This is a genomic window from Microcoleus sp. FACHB-1515 (assembly GCF_014696105.1).
Taxonomy (GTDB): Bacteria; Cyanobacteriota; Cyanobacteriia; order Elainellales; family Elainellaceae; genus JAAUTJ01.
This window is the reverse complement of the sequence record NZ_JACJPO010000090.1, coordinates 1-26,662: the sequence shown is the minus strand read 5'-3', so window position 1 is coordinate 26,662 and position 26,662 is coordinate 1. Positions and strand designations below refer to the sequence as shown.

The 26,662-nt window shown below is 50.4% G+C and carries 19 protein-coding genes, 1 pseudogene and 1 CRISPR repeat array; of the genes and pseudogenes, 10 read left to right on the top strand and 10 right to left on the bottom strand.

Features of this window, described 5'->3' with window-relative positions; genetic code table 11:
* Positions 1–3 precede the first annotated feature (3 nt).
* From cas7d to H6F67_RS26910, 3 genes are read right to left on the bottom strand one after another with little or no spacing between them, the layout of a single operon-like run.
* Complete coding sequence (cas7d, locus tag H6F67_RS26920; RefSeq protein WP_190769734.1) at positions 4–1,023, bottom strand: type I-D CRISPR-associated protein Cas7/Csc2; 1,020 nt, start codon at positions 1,021–1,023, stop codon at positions 4–6.
* A 37-nt stretch (positions 1,024–1,060) separates the two neighbouring features.
* The gene (locus tag H6F67_RS26915) at positions 1,061–3,748 is read right to left on the bottom strand and encodes a CRISPR-associated protein Csc3 (protein WP_190769733.1); all 2,688 of its coding nucleotides are present in this window, start codon (positions 3,746–3,748) and stop codon (positions 1,061–1,063) included.
* A 23-nt stretch (positions 3,749–3,771) separates the two neighbouring features.
* Entirely contained in the window at positions 3,772–3,939 is a 168-nt protein-coding gene (locus H6F67_RS26910) for a hypothetical protein (protein ID WP_190769732.1), read from the bottom strand.
* Between the two features lie 337 nt (positions 3,940–4,276).
* On the opposite strand from H6F67_RS26910, the gene H6F67_RS26905 reads away from it, so the two are divergent.
* The 3 genes from H6F67_RS26905 to H6F67_RS26895 all read left to right on the top strand — a co-directional run bounded on the left by H6F67_RS26905 (position 4,277) and on the right by H6F67_RS26895 (position 14,358).
* A complete protein-coding gene (locus tag H6F67_RS26905; protein WP_190769731.1) occupies positions 4,277–5,134 on the top strand; it encodes a YafY family protein in 858 nt (285 codons plus the stop codon).
* A gap of 281 nt (positions 5,135–5,415) precedes the next feature.
* A CRISPR array of direct repeats spans positions 5,416–11,315; the repeat unit is 37 nt; unit sequence ATTGCGATCGACTCCAAACCCTTTCAGGGATTGAAAC.
* 27 nt (positions 11,316–11,342) lie between these two features.
* Positions 11,343–13,025: a type IA DNA topoisomerase gene (locus H6F67_RS26900; RefSeq protein WP_190769730.1), complete on the top strand. Its 1,683-nt coding sequence runs from the start codon at positions 11,343–11,345 to the stop codon at positions 13,023–13,025.
* Between the two features lie 850 nt (positions 13,026–13,875).
* A complete protein-coding gene (locus H6F67_RS26895) occupies positions 13,876–14,358 on the top strand; it encodes a hypothetical protein (protein WP_190769729.1) in 483 nt (160 codons plus the stop codon).
* 396 nt (positions 14,359–14,754) lie between these two features.
* Here H6F67_RS26895 and H6F67_RS26890 read toward each other — a convergent pair whose 3' ends face one another.
* Positions 14,755–14,955: a hypothetical protein gene (locus tag H6F67_RS26890; RefSeq protein WP_190769728.1), complete on the bottom strand. Its 201-nt coding sequence runs from the start codon at positions 14,953–14,955 to the stop codon at positions 14,755–14,757.
* Positions 14,937–15,068: a hypothetical protein gene (locus H6F67_RS28285; protein WP_277874635.1), complete on the bottom strand. Its 132-nt coding sequence runs from the start codon at positions 15,066–15,068 to the stop codon at positions 14,937–14,939. The genes H6F67_RS26890 and H6F67_RS28285 overlap by 19 nt, the downstream gene beginning before the upstream one ends.
* Before the next feature lie 3 nt (positions 15,069–15,071).
* Between H6F67_RS28285 and H6F67_RS28580 the strand changes: the two are divergent.
* Positions 15,072–15,155: pseudogene (locus H6F67_RS28580) on the top strand (hypothetical protein); the annotation flags it as partial.
* Between the two features lie 340 nt (positions 15,156–15,495).
* On the opposite strand, the gene H6F67_RS26885 reads toward H6F67_RS28580, so the two are convergent.
* Positions 15,496–17,811 (bottom strand): CHAT domain-containing protein, encoded by a 2,316-nt coding sequence (locus H6F67_RS26885; protein WP_190769727.1) that lies wholly within the window; start codon positions 17,809–17,811, stop codon positions 15,496–15,498.
* A gap of 134 nt (positions 17,812–17,945) precedes the next feature.
* Entirely contained in the window at positions 17,946–18,281 is a 336-nt protein-coding gene (locus H6F67_RS26880) for a serine protease (RefSeq protein WP_190769726.1), read from the bottom strand.
* Positions 18,282–18,301: 20 nt separating this feature from the next.
* Here H6F67_RS26880 and H6F67_RS26875 point away from each other — a divergent pair, with 20 nt between their 5' ends.
* The 5 genes from H6F67_RS26875 (at position 18,302) to H6F67_RS26855 (ending at position 23,439) form a co-directional block, all read left to right on the top strand.
* Complete coding sequence (locus tag H6F67_RS26875) at positions 18,302–18,457, top strand: hypothetical protein (protein ID WP_190769725.1); 156 nt, start codon at positions 18,302–18,304, stop codon at positions 18,455–18,457.
* Positions 18,458–18,561: 104 nt separating this feature from the next.
* Positions 18,562–19,185 (top strand): DUF3859 domain-containing protein, encoded by a 624-nt coding sequence (locus tag H6F67_RS26870; protein ID WP_190769724.1) that lies wholly within the window; start codon positions 18,562–18,564, stop codon positions 19,183–19,185.
* Positions 19,186–20,907: an asparagine synthetase B gene (locus H6F67_RS26865; RefSeq protein WP_190769723.1), complete on the top strand. Its 1,722-nt coding sequence runs from the start codon at positions 19,186–19,188 to the stop codon at positions 20,905–20,907.
* Positions 20,904–22,115: a decarboxylase gene (locus H6F67_RS26860; RefSeq protein WP_190769722.1), complete on the top strand. Its 1,212-nt coding sequence runs from the start codon at positions 20,904–20,906 to the stop codon at positions 22,113–22,115. Before H6F67_RS26865 ends, H6F67_RS26860 begins: the two co-directional genes overlap by 4 nt.
* A 13-nt stretch (positions 22,116–22,128) precedes the next feature.
* Complete coding sequence (locus tag H6F67_RS26855; protein ID WP_190769721.1) at positions 22,129–23,439, top strand: hypothetical protein; 1,311 nt, start codon at positions 22,129–22,131, stop codon at positions 23,437–23,439.
* A gap of 47 nt (positions 23,440–23,486) precedes the next feature.
* Here H6F67_RS26855 and H6F67_RS28425 read toward each other — a convergent pair whose 3' ends face one another.
* From H6F67_RS28425 to H6F67_RS26845, 3 genes are all read right to left on the bottom strand, one after another.
* Positions 23,487–23,678: a hypothetical protein gene (locus tag H6F67_RS28425; RefSeq protein WP_313927148.1), complete on the bottom strand. Its 192-nt coding sequence runs from the start codon at positions 23,676–23,678 to the stop codon at positions 23,487–23,489.
* Positions 23,679–23,731: 53 nt separating this feature from the next.
* A complete protein-coding gene (locus tag H6F67_RS28420; protein WP_313927146.1) occupies positions 23,732–24,103 on the bottom strand; it encodes a Uma2 family endonuclease in 372 nt (123 codons plus the stop codon).
* Between the two features lie 93 nt (positions 24,104–24,196).
* The gene (locus H6F67_RS26845) at positions 24,197–25,861 is read right to left on the bottom strand and encodes an asparagine synthetase B (RefSeq protein WP_190769720.1); all 1,665 of its coding nucleotides are present in this window, start codon (positions 25,859–25,861) and stop codon (positions 24,197–24,199) included.
* Positions 25,862–26,270: 409 nt separating this feature from the next.
* Between H6F67_RS26845 and H6F67_RS27475 the strand changes: the two genes are divergently transcribed.
* Positions 26,271–26,576, top strand: a complete 306-nt coding sequence (locus H6F67_RS27475; RefSeq protein WP_313927145.1) for a ParB N-terminal domain-containing protein — start codon at positions 26,271–26,273, stop codon at positions 26,574–26,576.
* Positions 26,577–26,662: the final 86 nt, after the last annotated feature.

The following is a 26,662-nucleotide window of genomic DNA, read 5'->3' as shown; positions in this document are numbered from 1 at the left end:
TCACTAGCTCCCAGCTTCAACGGCATCTTTTTTCTTACCTTTCGCTTTCTTGGTTTCATTCAATTGTCGAAAAGGTTCATAAGCTTCATCCAGTCGCTTTAAGAAAATTTCTCGTTCTGAATCAGACCAGTGGCGATCGACATCGGCAATGACTGCGGCCAACTCTTGATCAGACAATTGGAGGGAAATACCTCGGCGATTTGTCCATTGGAAAATCGTTTGCTGAGTTGCCTCAATGAGGTCGCCATTGTCGAGCGGATGTTCTAAAGGTTTCTGGTTGCTAGCGAATCGATCGTGAACAGCTTGTACCAATTCTAGGGAACTTGGCAATTCAGCAATGCCAGCGAAAATGCCGAGAATTTGATTCTCCATGCGCCCAACCCGACTGGATACTGCGCCGTATCGACTGGTCAACAAAATGTTGCCGAGAATATATCGAAACTCGTCAGCAGTCACATCTTTTAAAGTCACAACATCGAGAAAATGAACGCCAGGTTTGATGTACTCGCTGGTGTTCAATGCGGTGGAAGCATTGCCTTTTTCATCGCGCATTGTTCCGGTTTCAAAAATGGCATTGATTGTGCGATCGCCTAGTGTATCTGTTGCAGTCAAAATGCTGAATGCATCCTCTGTCCAAATGCGGCTTTTCTGTGCGCCTCCGCCTCCAGCAGCGAATCCGTAAAGAAAACAGTCAATGCACATTTCGCAGGGCGCATTGGTGTTGAGTGAACAGGGCAAACCGTCTTTGTTAAGGCGCAACAAGTCTTGAGCGCGAAGGTGTTCACGTCCTTTGCGACGCTCAGGTGCAATTTGTTTGCGCTTCGTTATGACAAGACGTTGCACAATTTGCTTGTCTGTTTGCCCTGCTTGGACAAATTCACGGCACATCGGTTCGCCCGTCCCCTCTGTTCGCAGAATCAATTCAGACAGCGATGTTCTCAAAACGACCAGTCCGATCGATCGCCCTTTTGGAAAGTTTTCATAGGTGGGAGCAAAGAATGGATTCAGTTTTTCGATCGACATGGTAATTTTCTCCAGTAGTGAACAAAACGATTAGAAGTTAGGCAGCAGATTCATCGGCCTGTTTAGTCTGCTTGTTTTTGTTGCGCTCTTCCCACAGTTCTCGACGTGCTTCTTGCAGGAAAAACAAATAAGCTGCTTCAAGATTCTTTTGATCGCTCAGCAATTTTTCAGGGCGACCCTGATAAACCTCTTCATAGAGCTTGCGAAGAATGTTGTAAAAATCTTTTACATTGTCAAACTTGATATACCCTTTATCAATTCGATCGAGCCGAATATGATACTTCTTCACAAGCGCACCAAACAAAAACTCTAAATCCATGTAGGATTTTTGGGAGCGAATTGCAGCAATTAACTCTGTGAAAGGCTCCGCGAGCGATGTCCGTTTATCGTCGGAACTGCCCCAAAGTCGATGTGATGCTGCAATCTGGGCTGCTGCTTTAAGATATTGAGTTAAAGCAGAATTGTCATTCGGCATAAGGCTCTCCAACAGCGTGTTTAATGGCTTCCGAATTCGCGTCCAGTTGAAAACAAGATTTGGCTCGTCTTGTTCGCGCAAAATCCAGCGCAGTAAAACAAAATACAGGCTGAACGGTTGAGCGCAAGCACGAGCTAAATCGTACAGACAGTCATCAATTTTGGATAGGCTAACGATCGCGACCGCCATTTCTGAAAGACATCGCAATCGCTTCAAAACTTCTTCTGCTTGCGATCGACTCATCAACCCAATTGAAGAATCTCCAAGCTGCAAAAGTGGCTGTAGTGTCGAGGGAATTCCTTCAATGCGCCCAAAAGTTTGCGTGGTTGTTTCTACCTGTAGGCCAGCACTGAGGACAAACGGAAATCCAAACTCAGGTGCAAGGGCAAGTTCTAGCGCAAGTCGCAACGATTTTAACAGTGCTAGCGAGGCCGTTGTTTCTCCCCAAGTGATTGGAATTGTCACCGTTGAGTGAACAAAATCACGACGTTTTGGCAGTGCAAAGCCGACAACTTTATGCGGTTTAAAGACCAGTTCTCGATCGCGATAAAGCTTTAATTCATCAATAATAACTGGCCCGCCTCCTACATTAATGTCTGCGGTTGCCTTTAACCAGTCTCGCCAGATTCTTAGCAGTTCCGGACAAGAGCCTGCTGGCAAAGCAAAGTGCAAATAGTACGGCGGCTCTTTTTTAGCAGCGGGAAAGTGAGCGCCAACGCTCATCAATTGATAGGCCAGTGCTGCCATTGGTTCAGCCTGCCGCACCGGATCGCTGGTCATGCCTCCAGGCAAGCGATTGGAAAACATTTGCACCTTTGTTCCGATCGGCATTTTGTCAGAACTCAGGGGACTTGTTTCGCTCATCGTTGCACCCAGCGAGCAGCGCTGTCGGGGATTGGCTTCAATATAAGCCGTCAGTTCATCTTGACCCGTCGGATTTTGAACAAATGGACAGCTAAGCGATCGCCGCACCGCTGATATGATCTCCTCTGAAACTTCGGTAGAATTCGATTCCGCTCCACGCAGTTCTAAAGACTCTTGCAGCGCGGCAATCACTCCGGTCATTCCATTGGCAGCTTTGGCAGCAAACAGCGATCGTCCATATAGCGCGTCAAACGGTTCGAGTGCGAGCCGCTGTTGCTCTGACAATCCGACATGAGCGGCAATTCGATCCCAAACTTGCTTCGGTGTTAGGACTGGTTCGACTTCGCGGTAGCTGAGATAAGCCGCCTTCATGCCTTCTGAAATGCCAAACTCTTCAGCAGTAGTGGCCGCAATTAATCCTGCCGATCGCGCAGCTTCAAGGGCGATCGCATCCACTTTTTGACTGCCCCATTTTTCAATATCGCCTTGAAGCTTTTCCTGCTTGAATCCAGCTTTCTTTTTCTCAAGCAGTGCCAGCACAACCGTTAACACTTGATCGCGATCGTGCTGCACGGCCTGGTTGGAAATCTTGATGCCGTCTTTGGTTGCTCTCACCAACTGCTCAATATTGCCGCCAAAGACCTGATCGATTTTAGTTTGCCAAGCGGCAGCAATGTCCATCGTCAAGTCGATCGCCTTGGCTCCTTCCACCAAAATGCCATCTGGAAAGATCGCTAGCACATTGTATTGATGCTGATGCAGCACTTCTTCGCAGGCACTGAGTAACAGCGACGTTATGTAGCCACGATCCTCGGTGGCTCGAATTCGATACAGCTCACAGGGGCGATCGAGCGCGTGAATTAACTCAGCCCGGATTTTTGGAATCAGCTTTTCTGCGGGTAGTTCTAAATCGAGCGAATCGGCTGCCCGCACGATCGATGCCCACTGCTCAATACGCGGATCTTCTGGCAAAAAGCGAGTCCCGTCGGTGACATGATGGGCGGAATGTCGCTCAATCAGCTTGCGGACTAATTCCAAATCCGCCTCCGTTTGAACCAGATCGCTCACGCCAGCTTGCGACAACTGCTGCTTTAAAAAAGCTTGTCGCGCCAGCGTCTTGACATTCCGCCCATTTGCGCCCTCTAGCTTATTGAGGTCGTGAACGGCAGTCGCCGCCAAAATTACGCCTCGTTGCGGTTCCGGGACTTGCGCCAAACGGCTCACCGTCAAAGCAAACTGACACGCAGAATCTAAATGTTCGGCTAAGGTACGACTCTCGCGAACTCCCGTCTGTCGGTGCTTGCCATGCAGCCTGTAGAGCGTTGGGCGAATGTTTTGGAAGTAGCGATCGTCAAGCGATGGAGAAGCGAGATCGAACAAGGACATCTGTAGATACCTAGCTGCGTGAGTCAATCAATGTCGTCAAAATGTGTAATTTCACCGTCATCTGCTTCCACTGCTCGCCAACTCAATGCTTGAATTGCTCTGCGTAGTCGCAAGATCTCCCGTTTGTACTCTTCAATTCTTGCGGCGTATTCAGCGATCTGTTGAGCAATCAGGTCGATCGAACTCTCCATAGAACAGCCTCCGGTGGGAAAATTCCTACCGCACAGTATAACCCAATTTTTCGTTTAGTGTTCTATATAGAATTTTTCAACTCTTTGAACTCCTCCAACTCAGTTAAGATAGAATCACGCTCCAAAAAATTAAGCTCTTTCAGAGATTGAAACTAGTGTTCTATGTAGACCGGAGCTTCTAGCAAAAATCAAACCCTTTCAGGGATTACTAGGCCAGGGGAAAAGTCCTCTGGCTTTTTTCTTGCTTTTTCTGTGCCGATCGCCTTGCGTTGCATTTATCTTGGCATCCACAATAGGAAGCGTCAAGGACAAAGTGAACGTACACTTTTGAGGTTTTATGGGTCGTCGGGGACAGTCGATTACACTTTCAATTTCCGATCGAGATAAAGCCCAGCTAGAGCAGATTGCGGCCGAGCAAGGAATGCTGTGGGGCGATCGCCCAAATATTTCCCGTCTTGTCGAGGCGATCGCTCGGCGAGAACTGCAAATTGGACGCAACAACGATTGGTCTAGCAGTCGTATTCAAGCGCTTCAGCAGGCACGTCGCGCCCTGATTGATACAGGTCAACTGCTGGAAGCGGAGGCGATCGCCCAACTGCTGCTAGAGCGAACTGAACTAACATTCCCAGCCCGCAGCGAACTTGAACAGTTTTTGGGCAATCCTCCGGCAGCTTGGCAGGTGCGGCTAGAGCAATTCATTCGTCGTCAGCAACCGTTTCAACTGGCGTATCGAGATGCCGCCGATCGCCTGCTCACCTTCTCGATTTACCACGCCCAAATTGTCTTTCGAGAAAAACGTTACTACCTCGACTGCTGGTGCGAGGAAACGGCGGGCAATCAAGACATTCCACCGCTGCAACATAACTGGACGCTGAGGCTCGATCGCATTTTGGATGCGGCAGTAAGCGGACTGAAAGGCGAGTGGCGCGATCGACTCGATTTGGTTGATGTGGAGATGCAGCTTTTTGAAAGACTGGCGTTTGCCTATCAAGCGCGATCGGAAGATAAGCGGGTGGAGTGGCTACCGGAACGTCCTCAAGTCCGACGTGTGATTCGACAGGTTTCCAGTACATTCTGGCTGTTTCGAGATATCTTGCCTTACGGTAAAGACTGCGTCATTATTTCACCTGAACTGGTGCGCGATCGCTTTCGGCAAGAAATCACCACCCTGCTCGATCGATACACTGAATCATGAAGAGAAGCACGACAATCCAATTGGGGAGCGTTTGCGCGAATGGGTAGGTGTTCAATTCAAATCTATTTGTGTGTAGGCTGAATTGCATGTGGGTTGAGTGTTTTAGCTGATCTGATGGGTCGATCGATCCGCGCAATCGTTCAAAGTCATACACAGCATACATTACAGTGATTTAACTTCTATCAGCAAAACATGAGGCATAATTGAAACAGCCGATTTCTTCTAATTCCGCGCGATCGAACCTCGAAAACTACATACAGTGGCCGTTCCAGACTTCCGCCATTGCGATCGACTCCAAACCCTTTCAGGGATTGAAACTTCTAGCGCCTTGATTCCAAAGCAGCAAAGTTCGCAATTGCGATCGACTCCAAACCCTTTCAGGGATTGAAACTTGCGAACGCAAACCGATCGCGCTGCGTAGAACGCATTGCGATCGACTCCAAACCCTTTCAGGGATTGAAACAATACCAGCAATATTCCAACCTACACCGCAACAGATTGCGATCGACTCCAAACCCTTTCAGGGATTGAAACTTCGGTAATGCCTTGTGACTGGGCAATGAATTCGATTGCGATCGACTCCAAACCCTTTCAGGGATTGAAACTTGCAACTTGGATCTGCTGCTGCTCAACCTGCTGCATCGCTCCGGTATTGCGATCGACTCCAAACCCTTTCAGGGATTGAAACACATTGACTTCTGCCTGACTGTCAAAAGCTTGGAATTGCGATCGACTCCAAACCCTTTCAGGGATTGAAACGGCTGCAACTGATCCAACTTTGCTGATTTTTGCCCAATTGCGATCGACTCCAAACCCTTTCAGGGATTGAAACCCATCAGGATGCCGCAGGTGTAGCAGGCATCTTATTGCGATCGACTCCAAACCCTTTCAGGGATTGAAACCAACGCTTGATTCTGCCGCGAGTTGCTGTGCAAACATTGCGATCGACTCCAAACCCTTTCAGGGATTGAAACTTTCACGCCGCTGTAGTTGCGAGAGATGAAGTTTATTGCGATCGACTCCAAACCCTTTCAGGGATTGAAACTTGCTTGTTTCGCTTTTTGGGTTAATCTTCCTTATTGCGATCGACTCCAAACCCTTTCAGGGATTGAAACTTACTCCTCCTTCGACTGGCAGAAATGCAGATGGAATTGCGATCGACTCCAAACCCTTTCAGGGATTGAAACTCAAATCCAACACCATCTAGGGTGAAAGTGTACTATTGCGATCGACTCCAAACCCTTTCAGGGATTGAAACCTTCCCGTCGATCGCTGCCTGTTGAATCATCAGCGATTGCGATCGACTCCAAACCCTTTCAGGGATTGAAACACCAGCGGCGATCGTGTCGGGGATTTCGATCGAGGATTGCGATCGACTCCAAACCCTTTCAGGGATTGAAACCCTGCTTTCCCAAAGTGCAAGCTTTAGCTGCTCGTCATTGCGATCGACTCCAAACCCTTTCAGGGATTGAAACACTCATGCAGAATTTCTAGAAGTTGGCAACTTCCAAATTGCGATCGACTCCAAACCCTTTCAGGGATTGAAACAGATTAACCGATCGAAACAAGCTCAACACCACATATTGCGATCGACTCCAAACCCTTTCAGGGATTGAAACTGTTGTCAAGGGATTGGCGATGGATACTGAAAATATTGCGATCGACTCCAAACCCTTTCAGGGATTGAAACCAAAGCAATTGCAGCAGCAGCAACCTTATTCGAGATTGCGATCGACTCCAAACCCTTTCAGGGATTGAAACCGGCTCGGCGTTGTTCTCCCCTGGCTTTTTCCTCATTGCGATCGACTCCAAACCCTTTCAGGGATTGAAACCGCGCTGCAAGTAACGATCGATGAACTTCAAAAAATTGCGATCGACTCCAAACCCTTTCAGGGATTGAAACAATTAAAACAAAAGAGACAAAAACATGAATCCTGAGATTGCGATCGACTCCAAACCCTTTCAGGGATTGAAACCGATCGGCAAAAACCTCAATTTGATGGGAAATCGAATTGCGATCGACTCCAAACCCTTTCAGGGATTGAAACCCGCTTCAACCAGCCAGCGATTGTATTGCTGAATCGATTGCGATCGACTCCAAACCCTTTCAGGGATTGAAACGAACTCTGCCAGTGGCACGGGGTGCAGTAGGCTCATTGCGATCGACTCCAAACCCTTTCAGGGATTGAAACTACGCCGGAATCAGCAGATCGAGCAAGCTTAGCTGATTGCGATCGACTCCAAACCCTTTCAGGGATTGAAACCTGATAGGTGGAATGCAGCTAAGCGTCATGATGCATTGCGATCGACTCCAAACCCTTTCAGGGATTGAAACATCTTCAACCGCACTCCTGCACCTAAAGCACCTCATTGCGATCGACTCCAAACCCTTTCAGGGATTGAAACTACGCAGCTTTTCTCTGCCAACTGCGATTGAAAACATTGCGATCGACTCCAAACCCTTTCAGGGATTGAAACAAAATGGATTCAAACAAATTGAACGCATTCAAGCGATTGCGATCGACTCCAAACCCTTTCAGGGATTGAAACAATCAACTGTTTGTCAGAATGGATGCATCGCAAGATTGCGATCGACTCCAAACCCTTTCAGGGATTGAAACAGGCAAGCGAATCCCCACTGAAACGGAACGGGAACGGATTGCGATCGACTCCAAACCCTTTCAGGGATTGAAACTACGATAACCCTGCCCTACTCAAGTCAAATCCTCATTGCGATCGACTCCAAACCCTTTCAGGGATTGAAACTTTCATCTGCAAGAAATAGAAGAATTTTTTACAAAGCGACAAATTGCGATCGACTCCAAACCCTTTCAGGGATTGAAACTAATAACATCCAAAGTTTTTTTAATATTCCTTTAGATTGCGATCGACTCCAAACCCTTTCAGGGATTGAAACTCAAGTCTTGTATGATTCCTCCTAGCGCTGCTAATGCATTGCGATCGACTCCAAACCCTTTCAGGGATTGAAACTCATTATTTAAGCTAGCAGGTAAGTTTATTGCTGCATTGCGATCGACTCCAAACCCTTTCAGGGATTGAAACTGGCTGAATCCACCGTACAGCGATCGCGACCCTGTATTGCGATCGACTCCAAACCCTTTCAGGGATTGAAACAAAACGTCGCCTGTACGCAATTCTAGTTGACTGCGAAGATTGCGATCGACTCCAAACCCTTTCAGGGATTGAAACCACTTTCCTCTAGATTCTACTAGCTTCTCAGGATCATTGCGATCGACTCCAAACCCTTTCAGGGATTGAAACTGGATATTTACACCGAAAGGAGATTGAGCATTAGGATTGCGATCGACTCCAAACCCTTTCAGGGATTGAAACATCTTTAGATCCTAAAAATATTGCTTACCTTGGATTGCGATCGACTCCAAACCCTTTCAGGGATTGAAACACGCCCTCAAATCGCGAAAGGGGTGAAATGTGCAATTGCGATCGACTCCAAACCCTTTCAGGGATTGAAACGTCAACAGGCTTATCGGATCGAAAATTCCACCTTCGCATTGCGATCGACTCCAAACCCTTTCAGGGATTGAAACCAGATGATTGCCATCAAAGGCATTGCGCTGTTCAACATTGCGATCGACTCCAAACCCTTTCAGGGATTGAAACTCGTTTACAACGTTTGGAAAAAGCAATGTTGAAATATTGCGATCGACTCCAAACCCTTTCAGGGATTGAAACATGGAGTTAATTTCTTTGGACGTTGTGACCTTTTGATTGCGATCGACTCCAAACCCTTTCAGGGATTGAAACAACTGCGGTTTAAGGCTGACCGCAAACCCGATCGATATTGCGATCGACTCCAAACCCTTTCAGGGATTGAAACTCCCAGTAGCGCTTGCTTTCTTCAATCTGAACTTGAATTGCGATCGACTCCAAACCCTTTCAGGGATTGAAACACAGCGGCGTGTTCGGCGGAAGGATCGGGCTATTTTATTGCGATCGACTCCAAACCCTTTCAGGGATTGAAACGCGGTGAACGTGGTCGATCGCACCAGACGAAACGTATTGCGATCGACTCCAAACCCTTTCAGGGATTGAAACAGCAATGCCGCGATTTCAACCATCACGCAGCGCGATATTGCGATCGACTCCAAACCCTTTCAGGGATTGAAACCCTATTTACAAAACTGACGATGAAACTGTTTCTTATTGCGATCGACTCCAAACCCTTTCAGGGATTGAAACACTCATTGGTGGCCGCGCCGCCTCCGGGCGACTGATTGCGATCGACTCCAAACCCTTTCAGGGATTGAAACTGGTGCTTACTTGCTTCGTTGCCAGTTGATCAGGAATTGCGATCGACTCCAAACCCTTTCAGGGATTGAAACCTAGAAGTTCCAGAAGTTCCGGCTGAGGAACCACAATATTGCGATCGACTCCAAACCCTTTCAGGGATTGAAACCTCATGCCATGCACAAGCACAAACAGCGCCACACGATTGCGATCGACTCCAAACCCTTTCAGGGATTGAAACCTTTCGCACATGATGCTGGCGAATGAACTCGACATCAAATTGCGATCGACTCCAAACCCTTTCAGGGATTGAAACAGCGACGGTGACTTTGAGTATCGCAACGACATTCTATTGCGATCGACTCCAAACCCTTTCAGGGATTGAAACCCCGACCTTGGAGCTTGAAGCTTCGATCTCCAAGTTATTGCGATCGACTCCAAACCCTTTCAGGGATTGAAACCCGCAAAGCACAAGTCGATCGACTCAGATTCCAGAATTGCGATCGACTCCAAACCCTTTCAGGGATTGAAACGTTTTCAAATGTCATGATGTGAATCTCGATAGCTGGTATTGCGATCGACTCCAAACCCTTTCAGGGATTGAAACTGGGTTGATGCCTCGATCGACTCCAATCAGCCTTATTGCGATCGACTCCAAACCCTTTCAGGGATTGAAACAGCGTGTTGCTGAGGCGGAAGAAGCCGCACTGATTCTGATTGCGATCGACTCCAAACCCTTTCAGGGATTGAAACCGGTCATCGTGCCGGAGGAGCGCGGCTTTCTGGAGATTGCGATCGACTCCAAACCCTTTCAGGGATTGAAACTGCCGTCTTTGCCTGGGCGCTTCAATGCCCGATAATTGCGATCGACTCCAAACCCTTTCAGGGATTGAAACAGGCAACGATCCCGGTGTAAACGGTGATTATGAACATTGCGATCGACTCCAAACCCTTTCAGGGATTGAAACCGATTGTAGACACCGCTAAATTTTGGTTTCACAAATTGCGATCGACTCCAAACCCTTTCAGGGATTGAAACCTTTACTGATTGGAATCTCAGGCGCTCCAGCCTCATTGCGATCGACTCCAAACCCTTTCAGGGATTGAAACGATCGCCAATTAGCGGATGAAATGGTCGCCTCGATATTGCGATCGACTCCAAACCCTTTCAGGGATTGAAACTTAGCATTTCAAACGATAGCAGTAGCGTTTCTTGAATTGCGATCGACTCCAAACCCTTTCAGGGATTGAAACCGTAATCAGTTGTTATGAACCATTCAAGCGAATAGATTGCGATCGACTCCAAACCCTTTCAGGGATTGAAACAATGCTCTAGAGACATGGCGCGGATGATGTCTGACAACCTCAGATTGCGATCGACTCCAAACCCTTTCAGGGATTGAAACACGTTCGATCGGAACAATTTCAACTCTTCCATCCGATTGCGATCGACTCCAAACCCTTTCAGGGATTGAAACTATTTGCCCTTGGTCTGCTGTCTGTTGTGCCGTCATTGCGATCGACTCCAAACCCTTTCAGGGATTGAAACCACCAGTGTTAACCTCTAGTTCCAACTGAATAGGAATTGCGATCGACTCCAAACCCTTTCAGGGATTGAAACGAAGCGATCGCCATCCAAGCAACCGATTGGAGGCATTGCGATCGACTCCAAACCCTTTCAGGGATTGAAACGCAATGGGGTGTTGTCGCTCCTGACGTGTACTATGCCGATTGCGATCGACTCCAAACCCTTTCAGGGATTGAAACCCTTCCGCTTACGCTCGATCGCCGCTGCGTAGCTGATTGCGATCGACTCCAAACCCTTTCAGGGATTGAAACTGTCACTCACCATGCAGGATTGTACTAGAACGTCAGATTGCGATCGACTCCTTTATGCCGCACTGTCCTTGATAAGCTCGTCGGCTACAGAGGCTCACCCTTGCTGTGGCAGCTACACAACGGCGCGAAAAGCATGGGGCGCGTTCAAAGTGCGACGCTGCACATCGTCTGTGAGCGCGAACGGCAGATTCAAGCGTTTGTGCCGCAGGACTACTGGAGCGTGTTCGTCGATTACGCCGAAGGTTTTCGAGCGTACTATCAGGGCAGCACTGAGACTGAAGCAGAACCTGCTCAATCAGACGATGCTGCTGAAAAGACGATCGAGCCATCGCTCGAATCGACCAAAGTATTGACGCAAGCTGAGGCCGATCGACTGGTCGCTCAAGCGCAACAGCACCCGCATCGCGTTCTGAGCGTCGAAGGCAAAACCGCCACCCGTACCCCACCCCCCGCCTTCATCACATCGAGCCTGCAACAGGTCGCAGGTGCAAAGTTACGCTTCAGCCCGGAAAAGACGATGCAGGTTGCCCAGTCGCTGTACGAAGCGGGACTAATCACATATATGCGAACCGATAGCGTGGCGCTTAGTCCTGAATTTTGTCAGGCGGCTCGGCAATGGCTGGAAGCGCATGACCCGGACAACCTGCCGCCGAGGGCAACGCAGCATCGCAGCAGCAAGAGCGCTCAAGAAGCCCATGAAGCAATTCGCCCCACTGACATCCATCGCCCCTCCAAGCAATTGCGAGTGGAATTGTCTGCGGATGAGTTTGCCCTGTACGTGCTGATTTGGAAACGATCGATCGCCACACAATGCCGAGCTGCCCGCATTCGGCAAACTCGCATCCTCACCCAGTCCGGTGCAGTGTGCTGGCAAGCCAAAGGACAAGTGATCGAGTTCGCAGGCTACAGCAAGTATTGGAACAATCTTAGCGCCGATGTGGAACTGCCGACCCTTCAGCAGGGGCAAGCCGTGACGCTGGAGCAGGCCGCGCATGAGCAAAAAGTGACGCAACCGCCACCCCGCTACAGTGAACCGAAGCTGGTGCAGGTGATGGAGCGACAGGGCATCGGTCGTCCTAGTACTTATGCGCCAACCATCCAAACGCTCAAGCAGCGATCGTATGTCGAACTGGTCAAGGCAACCTTACAACCGACAACGCTGGGGCTGGAGGTCGATCGCTTCTTGCAAGATGCTCTGCCTGATCTGCTTGAATCCAAGTTCACCGCGCAGATGGAAAGTGCGCTCGATGCGATCGCCCAAGGCCAGCAAGACTGGCAGCGCTATCTTACCCAGTGGAACGCTGATTACTTCGTGCCTGCGCTCGATCGCGCCAGACGAGTGATTCCCCAACATCTGACCACAACATCTGCACCGCAGCCAAACAGAACGCTGGAAACCTCGCGGACGCGCTGCCCGCAGTGCAAAGAATTTCTGGCGAAAGTGCCAAGCAAGAAGGTGAAGAAGAAATACTTTCTCAAGTGCGTTAGTGGCTGTGCGGACGTGGTGCTGTTTTGGTCGGAGCGGTCGCATCAGTGGGAAGTGCCGCGATCGAAAGCGGCCATATGTGATATTCAGCCGTCGCCCGCTCAACCTACATCTTATGCATGTCCTGTCTGTCAGCAGCCGCTAGAAGAGTATCGCTACGAGAAGGACGGTCAGCCAAAAAGCTTGTTGCGCTGCTCGAATACGAAAACAAGGAATGAACACAAGCACAAAGATGTGGTTTACTTCCAGACGGCGAAAGGCTGGTGGAGTCCGAAGCTGGGCGAACTCACGCCTTGAGCAATAGCCAGCATGTTAACCGTAACGTGGCTGAGTTATGAAAGTAGCCACAAAACTCGAACGGGATTGGTAGAAGGAGCCTCCTGAGATCAAGGATTCTCTCAAACTAATCTTCCTATAGAACCGATTTGAGATTTTTGATGGCGAGCTAAGCTGGAAAATAAATGCCATCCTCCAACCGCTTAACTGACAAAGAGTGGCAACGCATTGAACCGTTGTGACCTCAAAAGAAGAAAACGCAACCCCCAAACTCGAGCAAACGGCAAATCCTCGATCGCATCTTCTATCCACTCAAGAACGCTTGCAATTGGTGTGACTTGCCCAAAGACTGACCGCCTGATTCCACGCAACAGTGCATCGACCAGTCCGAACTCACGTTAAAAAAACCGAAATGAACAGGTTTACTCATCCTTGACGCCCCAGCGGTCAAAAACACTGGTGACGCAAGCAGTGTCTCCAAGGGGTTTTGTCACAACCAATGCACCAACGCTATCAAGCGACCGCTTGCCATTGATAGGGTGGGATGTTCCTGCTTCAGCCATTGCACCCAAGCCAATGTTTCAGATGACCAAGGATTGATTGAACTGTTGAGCCGCAATATCGAGTCCTTTCGGGCGAAACCCATTAACATCCCGACGAGTGCCATATCAAAGCAGATTTGCTAAGCTTGGCGCGATCTGATTCCTTTGCTCGATCGCTTATGCACCGCCGCTTCTTGCGTTTCCTCACGCTGCGTTGGGTTGGCGCTTACTTTGTCATCTTGAGTTTGATACTGATCTTGTTCGCGCTTATCAAGATCTCAAAGCTCGACGGCGATCGCCCTTTCGCTTTTGGTTCAGCCTTCTTCGCTGTGCTGTTGCTGATTGGATTACTCAACCTGGGATTGGGACTGGTCATCGTTCTGGGCAGCTTCTTGCGCCGCCCATCAGCCGAGAGAAATCGACTCGCTGTTCGCCAGCAGCGAGGGCATTGGCTGACGCAAGCTTTGCAAGGTGGCGTGATTGCGGTTCCCCTCTACGCACTGAGTGGCGTAGTTAGTCTCGTCATGGCAATTGCAGTTGTCGAAAACGGATTGCTCTGGTGGTACAACTGGCAGATGCCACAGGTTGAACTAGGTGACTCTCGCGAGCGGGTGGAGCAAATTTTAGGTCAACCCGGTTGGCATTCTGACTGTAATGACCCTTATGCGCGTAGCTACAGCCAAGTCACCGACTTGAACCAGTGTCAGTCGGTGAGCCTCTACTATCAGATGCAGGGCAGTAAGCAGTGGGAAATTGCCTACAATGCTCAAGATCGAGTGGTCTCGAAACAATACTTCCAACGCGATTCCTAGCGCTTCTCGACGATGTTGTCTTCTGGCTCATGCTGTCATTGCAGATTGACCAAGTGATTTTTCCTATCGTGGTTGATGTGTGCAATCGATGCAGTATTCGCTCTCGCCTTAGCCGTTCAGATGCACGACAAGCGGCACAAAATTCTTGACTTTAACCGATCGCATTGCGGCCAGAAACCAAAGCTCTACCTGTCAACACAATTAAGCGACTAAACTTGCGATCCAGGCCATGAGCCAGCCCAAAGCGACTGCAAAAGCTTCGCTGACGAGCGATCGCGCCCTACACTTCGCTGAAATTTCTGATGTGCAAGCCATGTTGTACATCAGAAAAGGTGTCTTATGTACGTTGCTCTAGATTATGTACGCTTTTTGATTTTGTAGCGATTCTTCGCGTGTCTAAAAATCATAACTTCTTGCACCAGAAATCCAATAATTTCTTTTCTTCTCGATATGATTTGCACCCTCGTCGTAGCCTTCAATTTCTGAGCCAAGACAATGACGAAACGTCTTAGTTTCGATTTCAAGCTGAACTTGCAGTTGTAATTGAGGAGTTGGAGCGACAGCCCCCTGCATCAGGTTCAGAGCGGGTAAAGGCAAGAGGTTGAGAGGTCATCGAGGTCGGGCAGCAGGGCGATCGACTTTACCAGCTTGAGCGTGTCCGCTGTGGTAAGACGGGCTGCAAGTGTGAAGGAGAAAATGGTCGATCGCATGGCCCCTATTGGTCTATCTACTGGCGAACTGAAGGGAAGCTTAAAAGTCGTTACGTTGGCAAGCAGTTCAAGGCGATCGAGCCATAATCAGGGCGGGTTCAAGTATCAAATCATTCTTACGTACACAGCATTAGTCTTATGTAAAAGAAGCTTGAAGGAACTTGCAATCCAGATTATCTTCCTCTACATAAGAAATTGAGTTTGTACATAAGAAACTGCTGTTCGCACCACCAGTTTCATCAGCCTGCCAACGGGAACCTTTCGACTTGCCTCTAGGCAAACCTTCGGCAACTTTGTGGGTGCTTGAATGGCAGATGGATGACTGATGTGGCAGTCGCCAAGCAGGTGAGGACAACTACGCGATCGGGTACGGATTAGCTTCGCTGTCCGTCCACAGTCTTATCTAGCTTGGCACTCGCCATAACTTTTACAGGCCGTTGCCGATTAAGATGAATGGTGCCCAGTAGTAGGGATGACTTAGATTGTTGCTCACGTCGGGCGACAAGCCTGTGCGAGTATCTCGTGCGACCACTGTTCCGTTGCCTCTTGGCGCTCCTACCGCTGAAAAATCTCCGGTGATCAAGGCTTGCTGGGCAAGCTGGAGGGCTTCCGCTTTGGTGTGGCCGTTTTCGAGGGCAGCGTAAAAAGCGTTCATCAAAACCTGAGTGCCACCATCGCTCACTGTCCACAGCGACGCGATCGCTGCCCGCGCTCCGGCTTGCTGCATCAGGTAGCCAAAGCCCAAAATTTCCTCTCCGTTGCCCAAACTTTCGCCCACTCCGGTTTCACAGGCGCTCAACACAATCAGGTCAACCTGCCGGAAGCGTCCGCGCCAAGTTTTGATTTCTTCGAGCGTGATGCGATCGCCATTGCCAAACAGAATAAACGAGTCGCTGGGCGCACCCTGCACAAAGGCGGCATGAGTTGCCAGATGCACGATCGAATAGTCGTCCATAATCGGCACGATCGCATCCGGCGTGAAGGCCGTATCGACATATTCGCGAGTGCCCGGAAAGGTTGCGGCTAGATTTTCAACTTCCTCTCCGGCAAAGGGCAACCCCGCAAAATTAAAGTCTCTTTCGCCAACTTGAAAGGAGAACGAACCTTGCTCAAAGGCAGCGGCGAGAATTTCAGGCTGTTGGACGGGCTGCAAGTTGAGGTCGCTGAGGCTGGCCGCTGTGATGTTGTTGATGCGGAAGTTTTGGGCGAGCCACTGATTACCGTCGTGCAGGGCAGCGAGGGGAATGTAGCGCAACACGCCATCGGGCGCGTAGAGAATCGTCTGGGCATCGATCGCGGCCAAGTCCTGAGCCATTGGCGCAATCAGCCACTCGTAAAGCTGCTGGGCGATCGGCTGCGGATTGCTGCGCGGGTCTTGCAGTGCCGATCGAAACGCTACGATCGTTTCGTTGAGCTGGGCGCGATCGACGTTCACCGGATAGCGGGTCGGTGGCGAGTTGGGCGTCACCAGCACCAGTTCCAGCCGATCTTCGAGAATCAGCGGATAGATCAGCACGGCGTTTTGCTCCAGCTTTGCCAGATTGTCTTGCAAAACAATCAGGTCGTCTAGCTCGGCCACCAAGTCTTGCTGACGAGTTTCGCGGCTAAGCTGAGCGACCAGTGCCTGCACTTCGTCGCTGTAGATGAAGGCTTCAAACTCCGCGACGACTTCCGTTTGCATTGCTTCCAGTTGAGCAATTCGCGCTGTCTGTTGGCTCGATCGCTGCTGCGAATCAATCTGCCGCAGTTGGGCGAGTTCTTGCCCGATCGCGATCGCCCGATTGGTGATCGCCTGCTGTCGATCGCGAATCTGCGCTTCAGGTGCGGCTAGCTCGATGCCCGTCTCGGTGCGTCCGCTGCGCTGCATGTCTTGCAGATAGTCCTCTAGCTCTTGCACTTTGAGCAAATCGAGGATGCGCTGTGCCTCCAGAATGCGGTCTTGCTGCAACAGCAAATCGGCAAGGCGGCGGTAATCGTCTGCGATCGTGTCGGTGTAGGACTGCTGCAATTCCCGTTCTGCGCCGCGCAACTCTCCCCGAATCGATTCGCGCACATTCACCGATTGCTTGAGGAAGACGATCGCCAACTCCGGCTGATCCTGAAGTGCTAACAGCCTACCAATATTGCTTAAGGTGACACCTTCTAAGGCTCGGTTGCCAGTGTCCTGAGTAATGCTCAAGGATTGCTGATAAAAATCGATCGCTCGTTGATATTGCTTTAAGGTGGCATAAGCAACACCTAAATTGCTCAACGCTATGCCTTCTCCTGGCCGATCGCCAATCTCTCGTGCGATCACTAACCGCTGCTCATAGAGGTCGATTGCCCGTTGATACTGTCCCAAGCTTTGGTAAGCAAGTCCCAGATTGTTCAACGCATTACCTTCGTTTTGCCGATCGCCCATGTCTCGCACAATGATCAACTGCTGCTCATAGAGGTCGATTGCCTGTTGATACTGCCCTAAGCTGAAATAAGCAATGCCCAAGCTAAGTAAAGCATTGCCTTCGCCTTGGCGATTGCCGATCTCTCGATAAATGCTTAGCGCTTGCTCCCACGACTGTAGTGCTTCACGAAACTGACTAACTCGATGCTGCTGAATGCCTTGTTGAAAGAGTCGATCGGCTTCTGCCTTGCGATCGCTAACCGTCTGAGCAAGAGCAGGCGGCGAAGAAACGATCGTGGGGAGAAACGGGACAGCCAAGGAGAGCAGAGCCACTGTCGCGATCGATCGAAAAGTAGGACGCATTGCTGTGTTGGGTTGTGAAGGAGATTGGGTAGGGGCGATCGCTCCTATTTTTCAACCAGTTCCACCAATGCAGTGAAAAACTTAGATTGGTTAAAGGATTGAATCGATCGAAGCGACGAACCAAACTCAGCAATTTACCTTTGGGCGATCGCGCTGGTAATTTCAGAAATCTTGATTCCGTAATTCACAATTCCGGCACGAACTCGATCGCCATCGATCGTTCCTTCTTCAACTAGCTCAGCAGCATTGAGCGCCACAATCCGAAACTCATCATCAATGAAAGCAAGAATTGGGCCTCCAGACGAACCGCCCGTCATATCGCAATCATGAATCAGACTGCCTTCCACTTCTCCTAAAATGCTGCATCCCATGTGAACCCCTGCGCTTCGACCCGGATTGCTAGCCGGAAAGTCAGCAGAATAACCTGCCAAAATCAAGCGGCTTTCATAGTCTTGAACCAAGCTCGACATGGGTAGCGATCGCCAAGCCAGTGTGCCGTATTTCTCGCCGATCGACTAACAGTTTCGATCGCTATGTGCAGCGGGCAGACGAATTGTTAGCAGAAGCGGCTTTCTTTGAAACCCAAGCGCTCAAAGCCGCTCAAGTGAAAAATGACGGCGATCGATCGTTGTTCAATGACCGTTAAGGTGGAACTAGGAGCAGTTGCGATCGCACTTGTGTCAGTAAAAGAAAATTGAGCGATGTATCTTAAAAAGTAAAGCGCTGTAGACTCGATCGCGGTCAAGCACTATGGAATCTCGTTTAACTCAAGCTCAACTTGCCGCTGTGATTGCTGAAATTGAGCAGCTATCGCAGCGGCGCGAATCAGAATTAACGCCGCAGCAGGTGAGCGAAATTTTGCGCGAGTTGAATTTGCCAGATGAGCTTTTAGAAGACGCGATCGCTCAGTTGCGCCGCCGCGAAGCCTTGGAAAAACAGCAGCGACGCAACCGCCTGTTAATGCTTGCCACAGCAGCAGTTGCGATCGGCGCGATCGGCGCGGGCGTTCTGTTTGGGCAAACTCGGCAGCAGCAAACGGCTGAAGTGAGAGCAGGGCAAGACCGAATTGCTTTATCTGAGACGAGCGGCGACAGTATTACGACTGTCAACCGCCAAAGTGATCCCCGTGTTTTCTATCGTGTGACGCTGGAGAATGCGCCAATCGATCGCCAGCTTTCCTTACAGTGTGACTGGATCGATCCGAGCGGCCAAACGGTGCACCAGGGGCGGTATCAAACGCGATCGATCGATACCCCAATTTGGGACACCTACTGCTTCTACAACATTGGCTCTGCTGCCCCTCCGGGAAATTGGGAAGTGCGAATGTCGATCGATGGGCGTGTCCTCAGCAATGAGTCATTTACGGTGCAGTAGATGGGCGAAATTGGTAAACCTGCTCATTTTCTCGGCTATTGGGGTCAGGAAAATTGCACTGAAATGCTGCGGCAATTCGCGCCAGATTACTCAATCCGGCAGGGCGATCGCTGGGCAATCGCGTCTGCTTTACCGCTCACCTGCGATCGCGTCACGCTCACGGCCTGTGGTCGCGTCCAGTCTAGCGAACTGCCGGGAGATGCTTGGGCGATCGTGGAAGCGGGACGGTTACACTTAGGGCGCGATCCGTTTGGACGAGTGCCGCTGTACTGGCTGCGGTTGAATCAAACGATTTGGTTTTCGACTCGTTGGCAACTGCTGCTGCCGCTGATTGCTGCCCCCAAGGTAAGCGCGATCGCTCTGCACAGCTACGCCTGTTTTTCCTACGTGCCCACGCCCTTGACGCCGATCGAGCAAATCGCCTCCGTGAGTGCGGGAACGGAAATGGTTTGGCGGCGGGCGGATGCAGAGCCGCAAGTGGAACTGCTGAATTTCGCTTGGCACGAAGCTCCGAAGCTGCTGCGGCATGAGGATGAAGCGATCGCCCAACTCCAAATGCTTCTTAGGCAGGCGATCGAACGACAGGTGGCAGATTTGGCGATCGATGAGCCTGTTGGCGTTTTGCTTTCGGGCGGGATTGATTCTTCGCTCATCACGGCTCTGCTAGTCGAAGCGGGATTGAAGGTGCGAGCCTATGCGCTTGATTTTGGTGTCGAGGGATATTCCGAACTGCCTTATGCTCAGCAGGTGGCGGACTGGCTGAAGATTCCGCTGATTCGCGTGGGGGCAACGGGCAAATCCATCCGGCAGGCGATTCGGGCAACGGCAAGGGCGATCGATTTACCCTATGGCGATGGCACGACGGCTCCGCTATTCTTGCTTAAGCAGGCAGCGGCGCAGGATGTACGGGTTGTGTTCAATGGCGAGAATGGCGATCAGCTTTTTGCCGGATGGACGAACAAGCCGCTGATTGCAGATGGCGTATACAGTGCCGCTCATCCTGCCGCAGCGGAATCGTTTGAACAGCAGTATTTGCGGACGTTTCAGCGCTTTTTTAGCTATGAGGCGCAAATTTTTTCGTCAGAACTATTCGCCCAAATTCGATCGCACGACCTGAGCGTTTACCTGAAAGAGGCGATCGATCCCACCGTTTGCCCCTCCCTGCTGGCAAGACTGCGCCGCGCTTCACTGATGCTCAAAGGCGCACAGAATATTCAGCCGCGAGCAACTGCGCTGGCATTTGCGAATGGGTTGTGGGTGCGATCGCCCTTTTGCGATTTCGACCTGACGGCTTGGACGTTTCAACTGCCGGGAGAACTGATGCTGCGGGGCGCTTGCGAAAAATATATTCTCAAAAAAGCTGCCGATCGCTGGCTGCCGCCGGAAATTGTTTGGCGCGAAAAGCGCGGCATGGGTGTTCCGCTCAAGGTTTGGTATTACCACGAACTGTGGCATTCAATTGGGCAGTGGCTCAATCCCAACGTGCTGCGATCGGAAAATCGCTGGCAACCGCATTTAGCTGAGGCAATGTTATCTGGACGACTTGGCGTGGCGATGCGCGATCGCTACATTGGCAATAACCTGTGGCTGCTGATCATGTGGCAGGCATGGCGAACCGAGGTGCTAGGCGAAATTCCGGTGAGGCGATCGATCGATTCGGTCTTTTGGCTTCCGCCTGCGATCGGACAGCAGATTTGGAGATATCAACGGAGCCTGCCATGAGCGATGCTGAAGTGATTTCGCCGCCCTTCTCTCAAACTGTCGCGCAAGAATTGCTGACGGCTTACGGGTCGCCGCTGTATGTTTACGATGGCGATCGCCTGCGTCAAACGCTTGACCAGATTGGGCGATCGATTTCCCATCCCGATACGCAATTTCATTTCGCCAGCGTCACCAACGGCAATATCGCCCTTTTGCAAATCGTTGAGCAAGCAGGCTGGGGACTACATGCCAACACTCCGGGCGATGTGTTTCTCGGCTTGAAAGCAGGATTTTCACCTCCTCGCATCGTCTACAGCGGCAGCAACCTCAGCCGCGCCGACATCGAGCAGCTAATCGACTGGGGAATCGATCGCTTCAATTTCGACAGCCTCTCACAACTGCAAGCGTTTTGCGACTGTGCAGTCGATCGAGTCCACCAGCCCAAACTCGGCCTCCGCCTCAACGATCCCGACCTCACCGGAGACAGCCGCATCGGAATTCGCCCCGCTGAATTTGCCGCTGCCCATGCGATCGCTCAGCAGCACAACTTCGCTGTCACCGGACTGCACTTCTACCGAGGCACGGGAACGAACGCCACCCGCGCATTTACCCAGTCGATCGATCGCGTCATCACGATCGCCCAGCAGCTTCCCGACTGGCGATCGCTCGACTTTGGCGGCGGCTTCGGTTATCCCTATCGATCCGGCGCGGCGTTCGACTGGCCGGAATTTGGCGCGGCGATCGCTCAAAAGCTGGCGACTTTGCCCCGATCGATCGTGGCGTCCCGGAACGGTATCGAACTGCTGATTGAACCCGGACGTGCAGCGATCGCAGGCTGCGGCACTTTGATTGCAAAAGTGGTTTCAGTCAAATGGCAAGACGATCGGCAAATTGTTGGTGTGGATACGACGGTTGCAAATCTTTCAGTTCCCGCTGTGCATGGCGGCTATCGATCGATCGCGACTTGGGCAACTGGAACGTTAAATTCAACTGACATTTGTGGAAATACAACCTATTCGCGAGATTATTTAGGGCGAAACTGTTGGCTTCCCAAACTTGAAATTGGAGATGAAATTGCAATTTTAGATTGCGGTGCTTACGGCTATGCGATGTCGTCCCATTTTCTGCATCGTCCGCGTCCGGCTGAAATATTAATTAAAGGCAATCAACATCGATTGATTCGACAGCGCGAAGACTATTCAATCTTGTTAAACGGTCAAGTTTTCTAATGAGGTGACAGCAATGGGAATGAGATGTATTCAGTGTGGAGCCGATAATCTTTTGGCCGATCGCACCCGCAACAATGGTCACTGCAAACAGTGTAATCATCCATTTGCCTTTGAACCCGCGACTGTTACCGATAAAAAATTTGCATTCACCGATCCGTTTTTCAAGAAAGCGATCGACGACATTTCCAGTCAGAATATACTATTTTTCACGCCGAAACAGTTTTTGTATTTTATCGATCGACGGCTAAAAGCGAAAAATTCATCAGGCTTAGCTTGGATTCTTGTCTATTTCTTCTTAACGGTTTGGGGATTTTTCTTCTTTGGGGCTATCACAGGAGGCTCCCCGGTTGCGCTACTTGTCCTCTTCTCAATCTTCAATCTTCTGTGGATCTTGACATTTTTTTCAGGTAGTGAATCATCTCAACAGAGCAGCCGCAGTAGAAGAGCAAATGCCATCAATCTTCAGGTTTTGGGAATTTTGATTGCAGTAGTTGGCATTTTTATAAGTACGGTAAACGGTATTTTTGCAGGCTATATTATGTCTGCGATCTTAGCAATACTTTCGGTGTGGCTGGGTTATTTTCAGAGGCATCGTCAGCAGAAAATTGGCGAGGAGTTCATCGTTACTGCCGCGATGAGTGCGGTGTGGTTACAGCGCTGGCAGTCGGTGAATGGCGAAGTTGAAAAACTGCTGCCTGCTCCGGTTCAAGCTGCTTTGCCTGCTAGCATTGATCCCGAAGTGAGCGCTTATAGTTTCGATCGCGCCATTGTTTGCGACAGCGACGCGATCGCCCAATTTCTCATTGCCAATAACGTTCATTTTGAAAACAACTGCGCAATTTTAAGCATCGGTGGCTATCCACAAAATATCTTCAATACGGTAATCGAAATGCTCAGGCGCAATCCTGATTTAAAGGTATATGCGCTGCATGATGCGAGTGCGATCGGAGTAAGTTTAATTTATCAGTTGCGATCGAGTTCTGAATGGTTCGCCAATCAAGCTGTCACAATTTTAGATTTGGGCGTTTCACCCAGACAAATCTTGGCAAATCGCAATTTGTTTGTACAAAAATCCGAAGCAATGGCACAAGCCGCCCGTCAACTGCCGGATGCAGTCCGCCAAAGTTTAACGGCTCAAGAAATTGCGTGGTTAGAAGCAGGTAATTGTGTCGAACTAGAGTCGTTTACACCTCAGCGATTGCTGCGCGTCGTCAACTATGGCCTTGCCCAAACCGATCCACAGAGCAATGACGGTTTGATTCTAGTCGATGATGGTGCGGCCTACGGGGGTGGCTATGTATTTGTGTCAGATAGCTTCGGCTGAAGCATATTCGGTGAAAAGCAAAATTTCGATCGCCAGATTTTTCTTAACTATTGCAACAAAGAGCGCAAACGCCGAATCGCCATGCTCGTATTTTGTTCGTAGGCCGTTTGCAGCGTTTCTGCCACAAGTTTTTGAAGGTTATATTCGGGGAAATAGCGGCTCTGAATACTTTCAAAATATTGTCCATCTGCAAAGCTGTAGATATACAGTTTCTCTTTGAGCATCCAGACTTCGGGCACTTTGTAGGGAATGTAGTCTTCGACCGCGCTGAAGCTGGTAACATCAACTTCTACTACAAGATCGGGTGGTGGATCAGTTTGCCAATTGATACGTTTTTTCCTTGAACGGCTTCCCAATTTGTAATGTAAAAGCAATGATCCGGCTCAATTCCGCTGGTTTCTGGCAAAGTCAACGTAATGGGAGTGAATGAATCGTAAATTTGATTTTGGTGATCCAGCAAGGTCTTGATGATATCTGGTACGACATCCGCATTCTTGCCGTGCTCCGATAGTGGAACCATAATCAAAAGCGCTCCATTCCGATACTTGAAGCGAGGAATGCTGCTATTTCCTCGCTGGACAACCATGCGCTCATAATCGCGGTAGGAGCAGCACAGTTGTAAAACAGTTCCCGGTTTTAGTTCAGGCAGAAAAAGCTGGATCATCCTTAATGTTCTGAAGTTTTGAGTATATCTTAGCGGAGACGATCGCCTTTAGTTCAAATTGGCTAAACCTGCTCATTTTCGATCAAGTCACTGCTAGCGGCGATTCACCTGAAGCCAAGTTTCCAGCGTCACCAGCAGCCACAGCTTCAGGCCATAGCGGGGGAAAACTTCGCCGCGATAGTTGAGCCAGTCGCGGATCAAAGATTGATTGAGATAGGGCGCGATCGCCGCATTTCGATTGAGCAGCAGCGATCGTGCCTGCCGCTGCCAGTGTGTCAAAAACCACTGCTGCATCGACATCACCATGCCGCTTTTTGGACGGTTAATAATCACATCCGGCAGCACATCGGCGACAGCCGCTTTGAGGACTGCTTTTTCCTGTGCGCCCGACAGCTTGTATTCTGGCGGAATTTGCAGGCTCAATTCGACCATGCGCGGATCGAATAGGGGCGATCGCGCTTTCAATTCAGCCGCAGCGGTGAGATTATTCACCTTCGTCAAAATGTAATCAGCTCCCTTAAACTCGATGTTCAGCAGCATCAGTTTGTTCAGAAACGTTGTCTCTCTTTTTTCAAGTTCGGGAGTAAAAACAAACGGTTGATCTTTGATTGCACTCCAAACTTCCGGCTTCAGCAGGCGCGGTAGATCCACAAAACATTTTTGAAAAGAAGTGAGGTAAGCCGCGATCGCATCTTCCCCTGCGGAACCGTACAAACTGTTCAGCAGCATCGGTTTATTTTTAGGACCCGCAAAGCAGGGATCGCCGCCTTCGCCATTGAGAACCAGGTTGACAAACTGTTTGGCCGATCGCGCCAGCAGCAAATTTGGAACCGTCAAACCTTCGCCCACCGGATCATCCATTGCCGCTAAAGTTTCCGGCAGCAGTTGCCAGATTTGTCGCGGCGAAACTTCGAGGATGTGGTGCGACGTGCGGCAGTGAGCAGCAACCCAATTCGCAAATTCAATTTCACTGGGATAGCGATCGCCAAAGTGAATCGAAAAAGTGTGAACCGGACGATCGTGCAGTCGAGCCGCGATCGCCGTCACACAGCTTGAATCAATTCCCCCAGAGAGAAACGCGCCAACCGATTCACCCACTGGAAGCGCCTGCTGCACTCGTTCTTCGAGCAGCGATCGCACTCGTCCGGCGTGCCAATCGATCGAGCGATCGGTGTGAGCGATTTGCTCTTGCGGTTGCCAGTAGCGCTGCGGTTGAGCATCGAGTGGACGCAAATAGCTGCCGGGACGCAACTCTCGCACACCTTGCCAAAGCGTCTGCGCTCCGGGCACAAAGGCACAGCACAAGTAGTCGCGCAGGGCGATCGGGTCGAGGTCGTGAGCGTGATACGAATTGAGCGATCGCAACCGAGGCGCAATCCATCGCGTTGTTCCCGCTGTGGTGTAGTAGAGCGTTTTGGCTCCCACGCGATCGCGTCCTAAGCAAAGCACTTGGCGCTCTTGATCCCATACGGCAAGGGCAAACTGTCCTTCAATCAAGTTCAGCGTTTCAGTCTCCCACTGCTCCCAAAGCTGAGCAACGATCGCCAAGTCACTCAGTTCAGCCGCATCAGGTTGCTTTTGAAGCAGGATGGTGCGATCGAAGCAGCAGTCACCCACCAGAACAAATCGCTGACTGGGGCTGAAAGTGGGCTGCACTCCGATCACGGCAAAACCAGGAGTTGCCCAGGTTGCGGAGGGCGATCGGGCTGCACTTCCCCAGGCAACGACCCAGTTTGGATGAAGAAGCTTCTGATGCATGGAAATAGGGCAACACTGAACCCCAATTATGCGATGCTGACGCTCACTCGTCGCTGACTGATTGTCTAAATAAAACCGCGATCGCTCTGCCTTTTATCTCTCCAACGCCCGATCCATCTTGTTAAATTTAACCAAAACGTTTTGGTTAAAGATTGTGTCGCGATCGATCAAAACGATGAAAAGATGCGATTGCCAGCAGCGAAGAACTCAGCTTTGTCTTTGGGCAGGCGACCCAGAAGATTGCTCAAGCCGCAGAAGAAACCAAAGAGCAGATCGTGCCCTGAGAGGAAATTGCCTGCACCTTCAGCTTTGTTCCAGACGGAAAACCTGTGCGCCACTACTACGACCCGGAAGAATTGCAGCAGTGGGCGCTTAATGACATTCAGCCGAACGGCATTCGATCGCCTCGGTGCGACCACATCCGCAGCGATCGGGTTACGAACTTGTAGCCGGACTGCGGCGGTTTAAGGCAGCGAGAATTTTGGAACTGGAAACGGTTCCGGTCAAGGTGTTCAACTGGGACGATCGCACTGCCTTTCATGCCGCCATTTCTGAGAACTCGAATCGTCGCGGCTTTAGCGCCCTAGAAGAGTTGGACAACACGCTGCGACTGCTGGAAATTCAGCTTGGATGCAGTACAGAAGTCGTCAGTTTGCTTTACCGCATGAACAATGCGGCGAAGGGTATAATATTAAATCCGGGTAAAAGCCCATAATAAAGGGGTAGCACTTGATACGACCAATGCCCAAACGAATTCAAATCGCCGAGCATTTGAGTGTGGACGAGTTAGAGCAGCGCTAT

Bases quoted from the DNA above. Each gene is read 5' to 3' on its own strand.
- cas7d (WP_190769734.1), bottom strand. From the start codon at position 1,023: ATGTCGATCGAAAAACTGAATCCATTCTTTGCTCCCACCTATGAAAAC.
- H6F67_RS26915 (WP_190769733.1), bottom strand. From the start codon at position 3,748: ATGTCCTTGTTCGATCTCGCTTCTCCATCGCTTGACGATCGCTACTTC.
- H6F67_RS26910 (WP_190769732.1), bottom strand. From the start codon at position 3,939: ATGGAGAGTTCGATCGACCTGATTGCTCAACAGATCGCTGAATACGCC.
- H6F67_RS26905 (WP_190769731.1), top strand. From the start codon at position 4,277: ATGGGTCGTCGGGGACAGTCGATTACACTTTCAATTTCCGATCGAGAT.
- H6F67_RS28285 (WP_277874635.1), bottom strand. From the start codon at position 15,068: ATGCGATCGACCATTTTCTCCTTCACACTTGCAGCCCGTCTTACCACA.
- H6F67_RS26885 (WP_190769727.1), bottom strand. From the start codon at position 17,811: ATGCGTCCTACTTTTCGATCGATCGCGACAGTGGCTCTGCTCTCCTTG.
- H6F67_RS26880 (WP_190769726.1), bottom strand. From the start codon at position 18,281: ATGTCGAGCTTGGTTCAAGACTATGAAAGCCGCTTGATTTTGGCAGGT.
- H6F67_RS26870 (WP_190769724.1), top strand. From the start codon at position 18,562: ATGGAATCTCGTTTAACTCAAGCTCAACTTGCCGCTGTGATTGCTGAA.
- H6F67_RS26865 (WP_190769723.1), top strand. From the start codon at position 19,186: ATGGGCGAAATTGGTAAACCTGCTCATTTTCTCGGCTATTGGGGTCAG.
- H6F67_RS26860 (WP_190769722.1), top strand. From the start codon at position 20,904: ATGAGCGATGCTGAAGTGATTTCGCCGCCCTTCTCTCAAACTGTCGCG.
- H6F67_RS26855 (WP_190769721.1), top strand. From the start codon at position 22,129: ATGGGAATGAGATGTATTCAGTGTGGAGCCGATAATCTTTTGGCCGAT.
- H6F67_RS28420 (WP_313927146.1), bottom strand. From the start codon at position 24,103: ATGATCCAGCTTTTTCTGCCTGAACTAAAACCGGGAACTGTTTTACAA.
- H6F67_RS26845 (WP_190769720.1), bottom strand. From the start codon at position 25,861: ATGCATCAGAAGCTTCTTCATCCAAACTGGGTCGTTGCCTGGGGAAGT.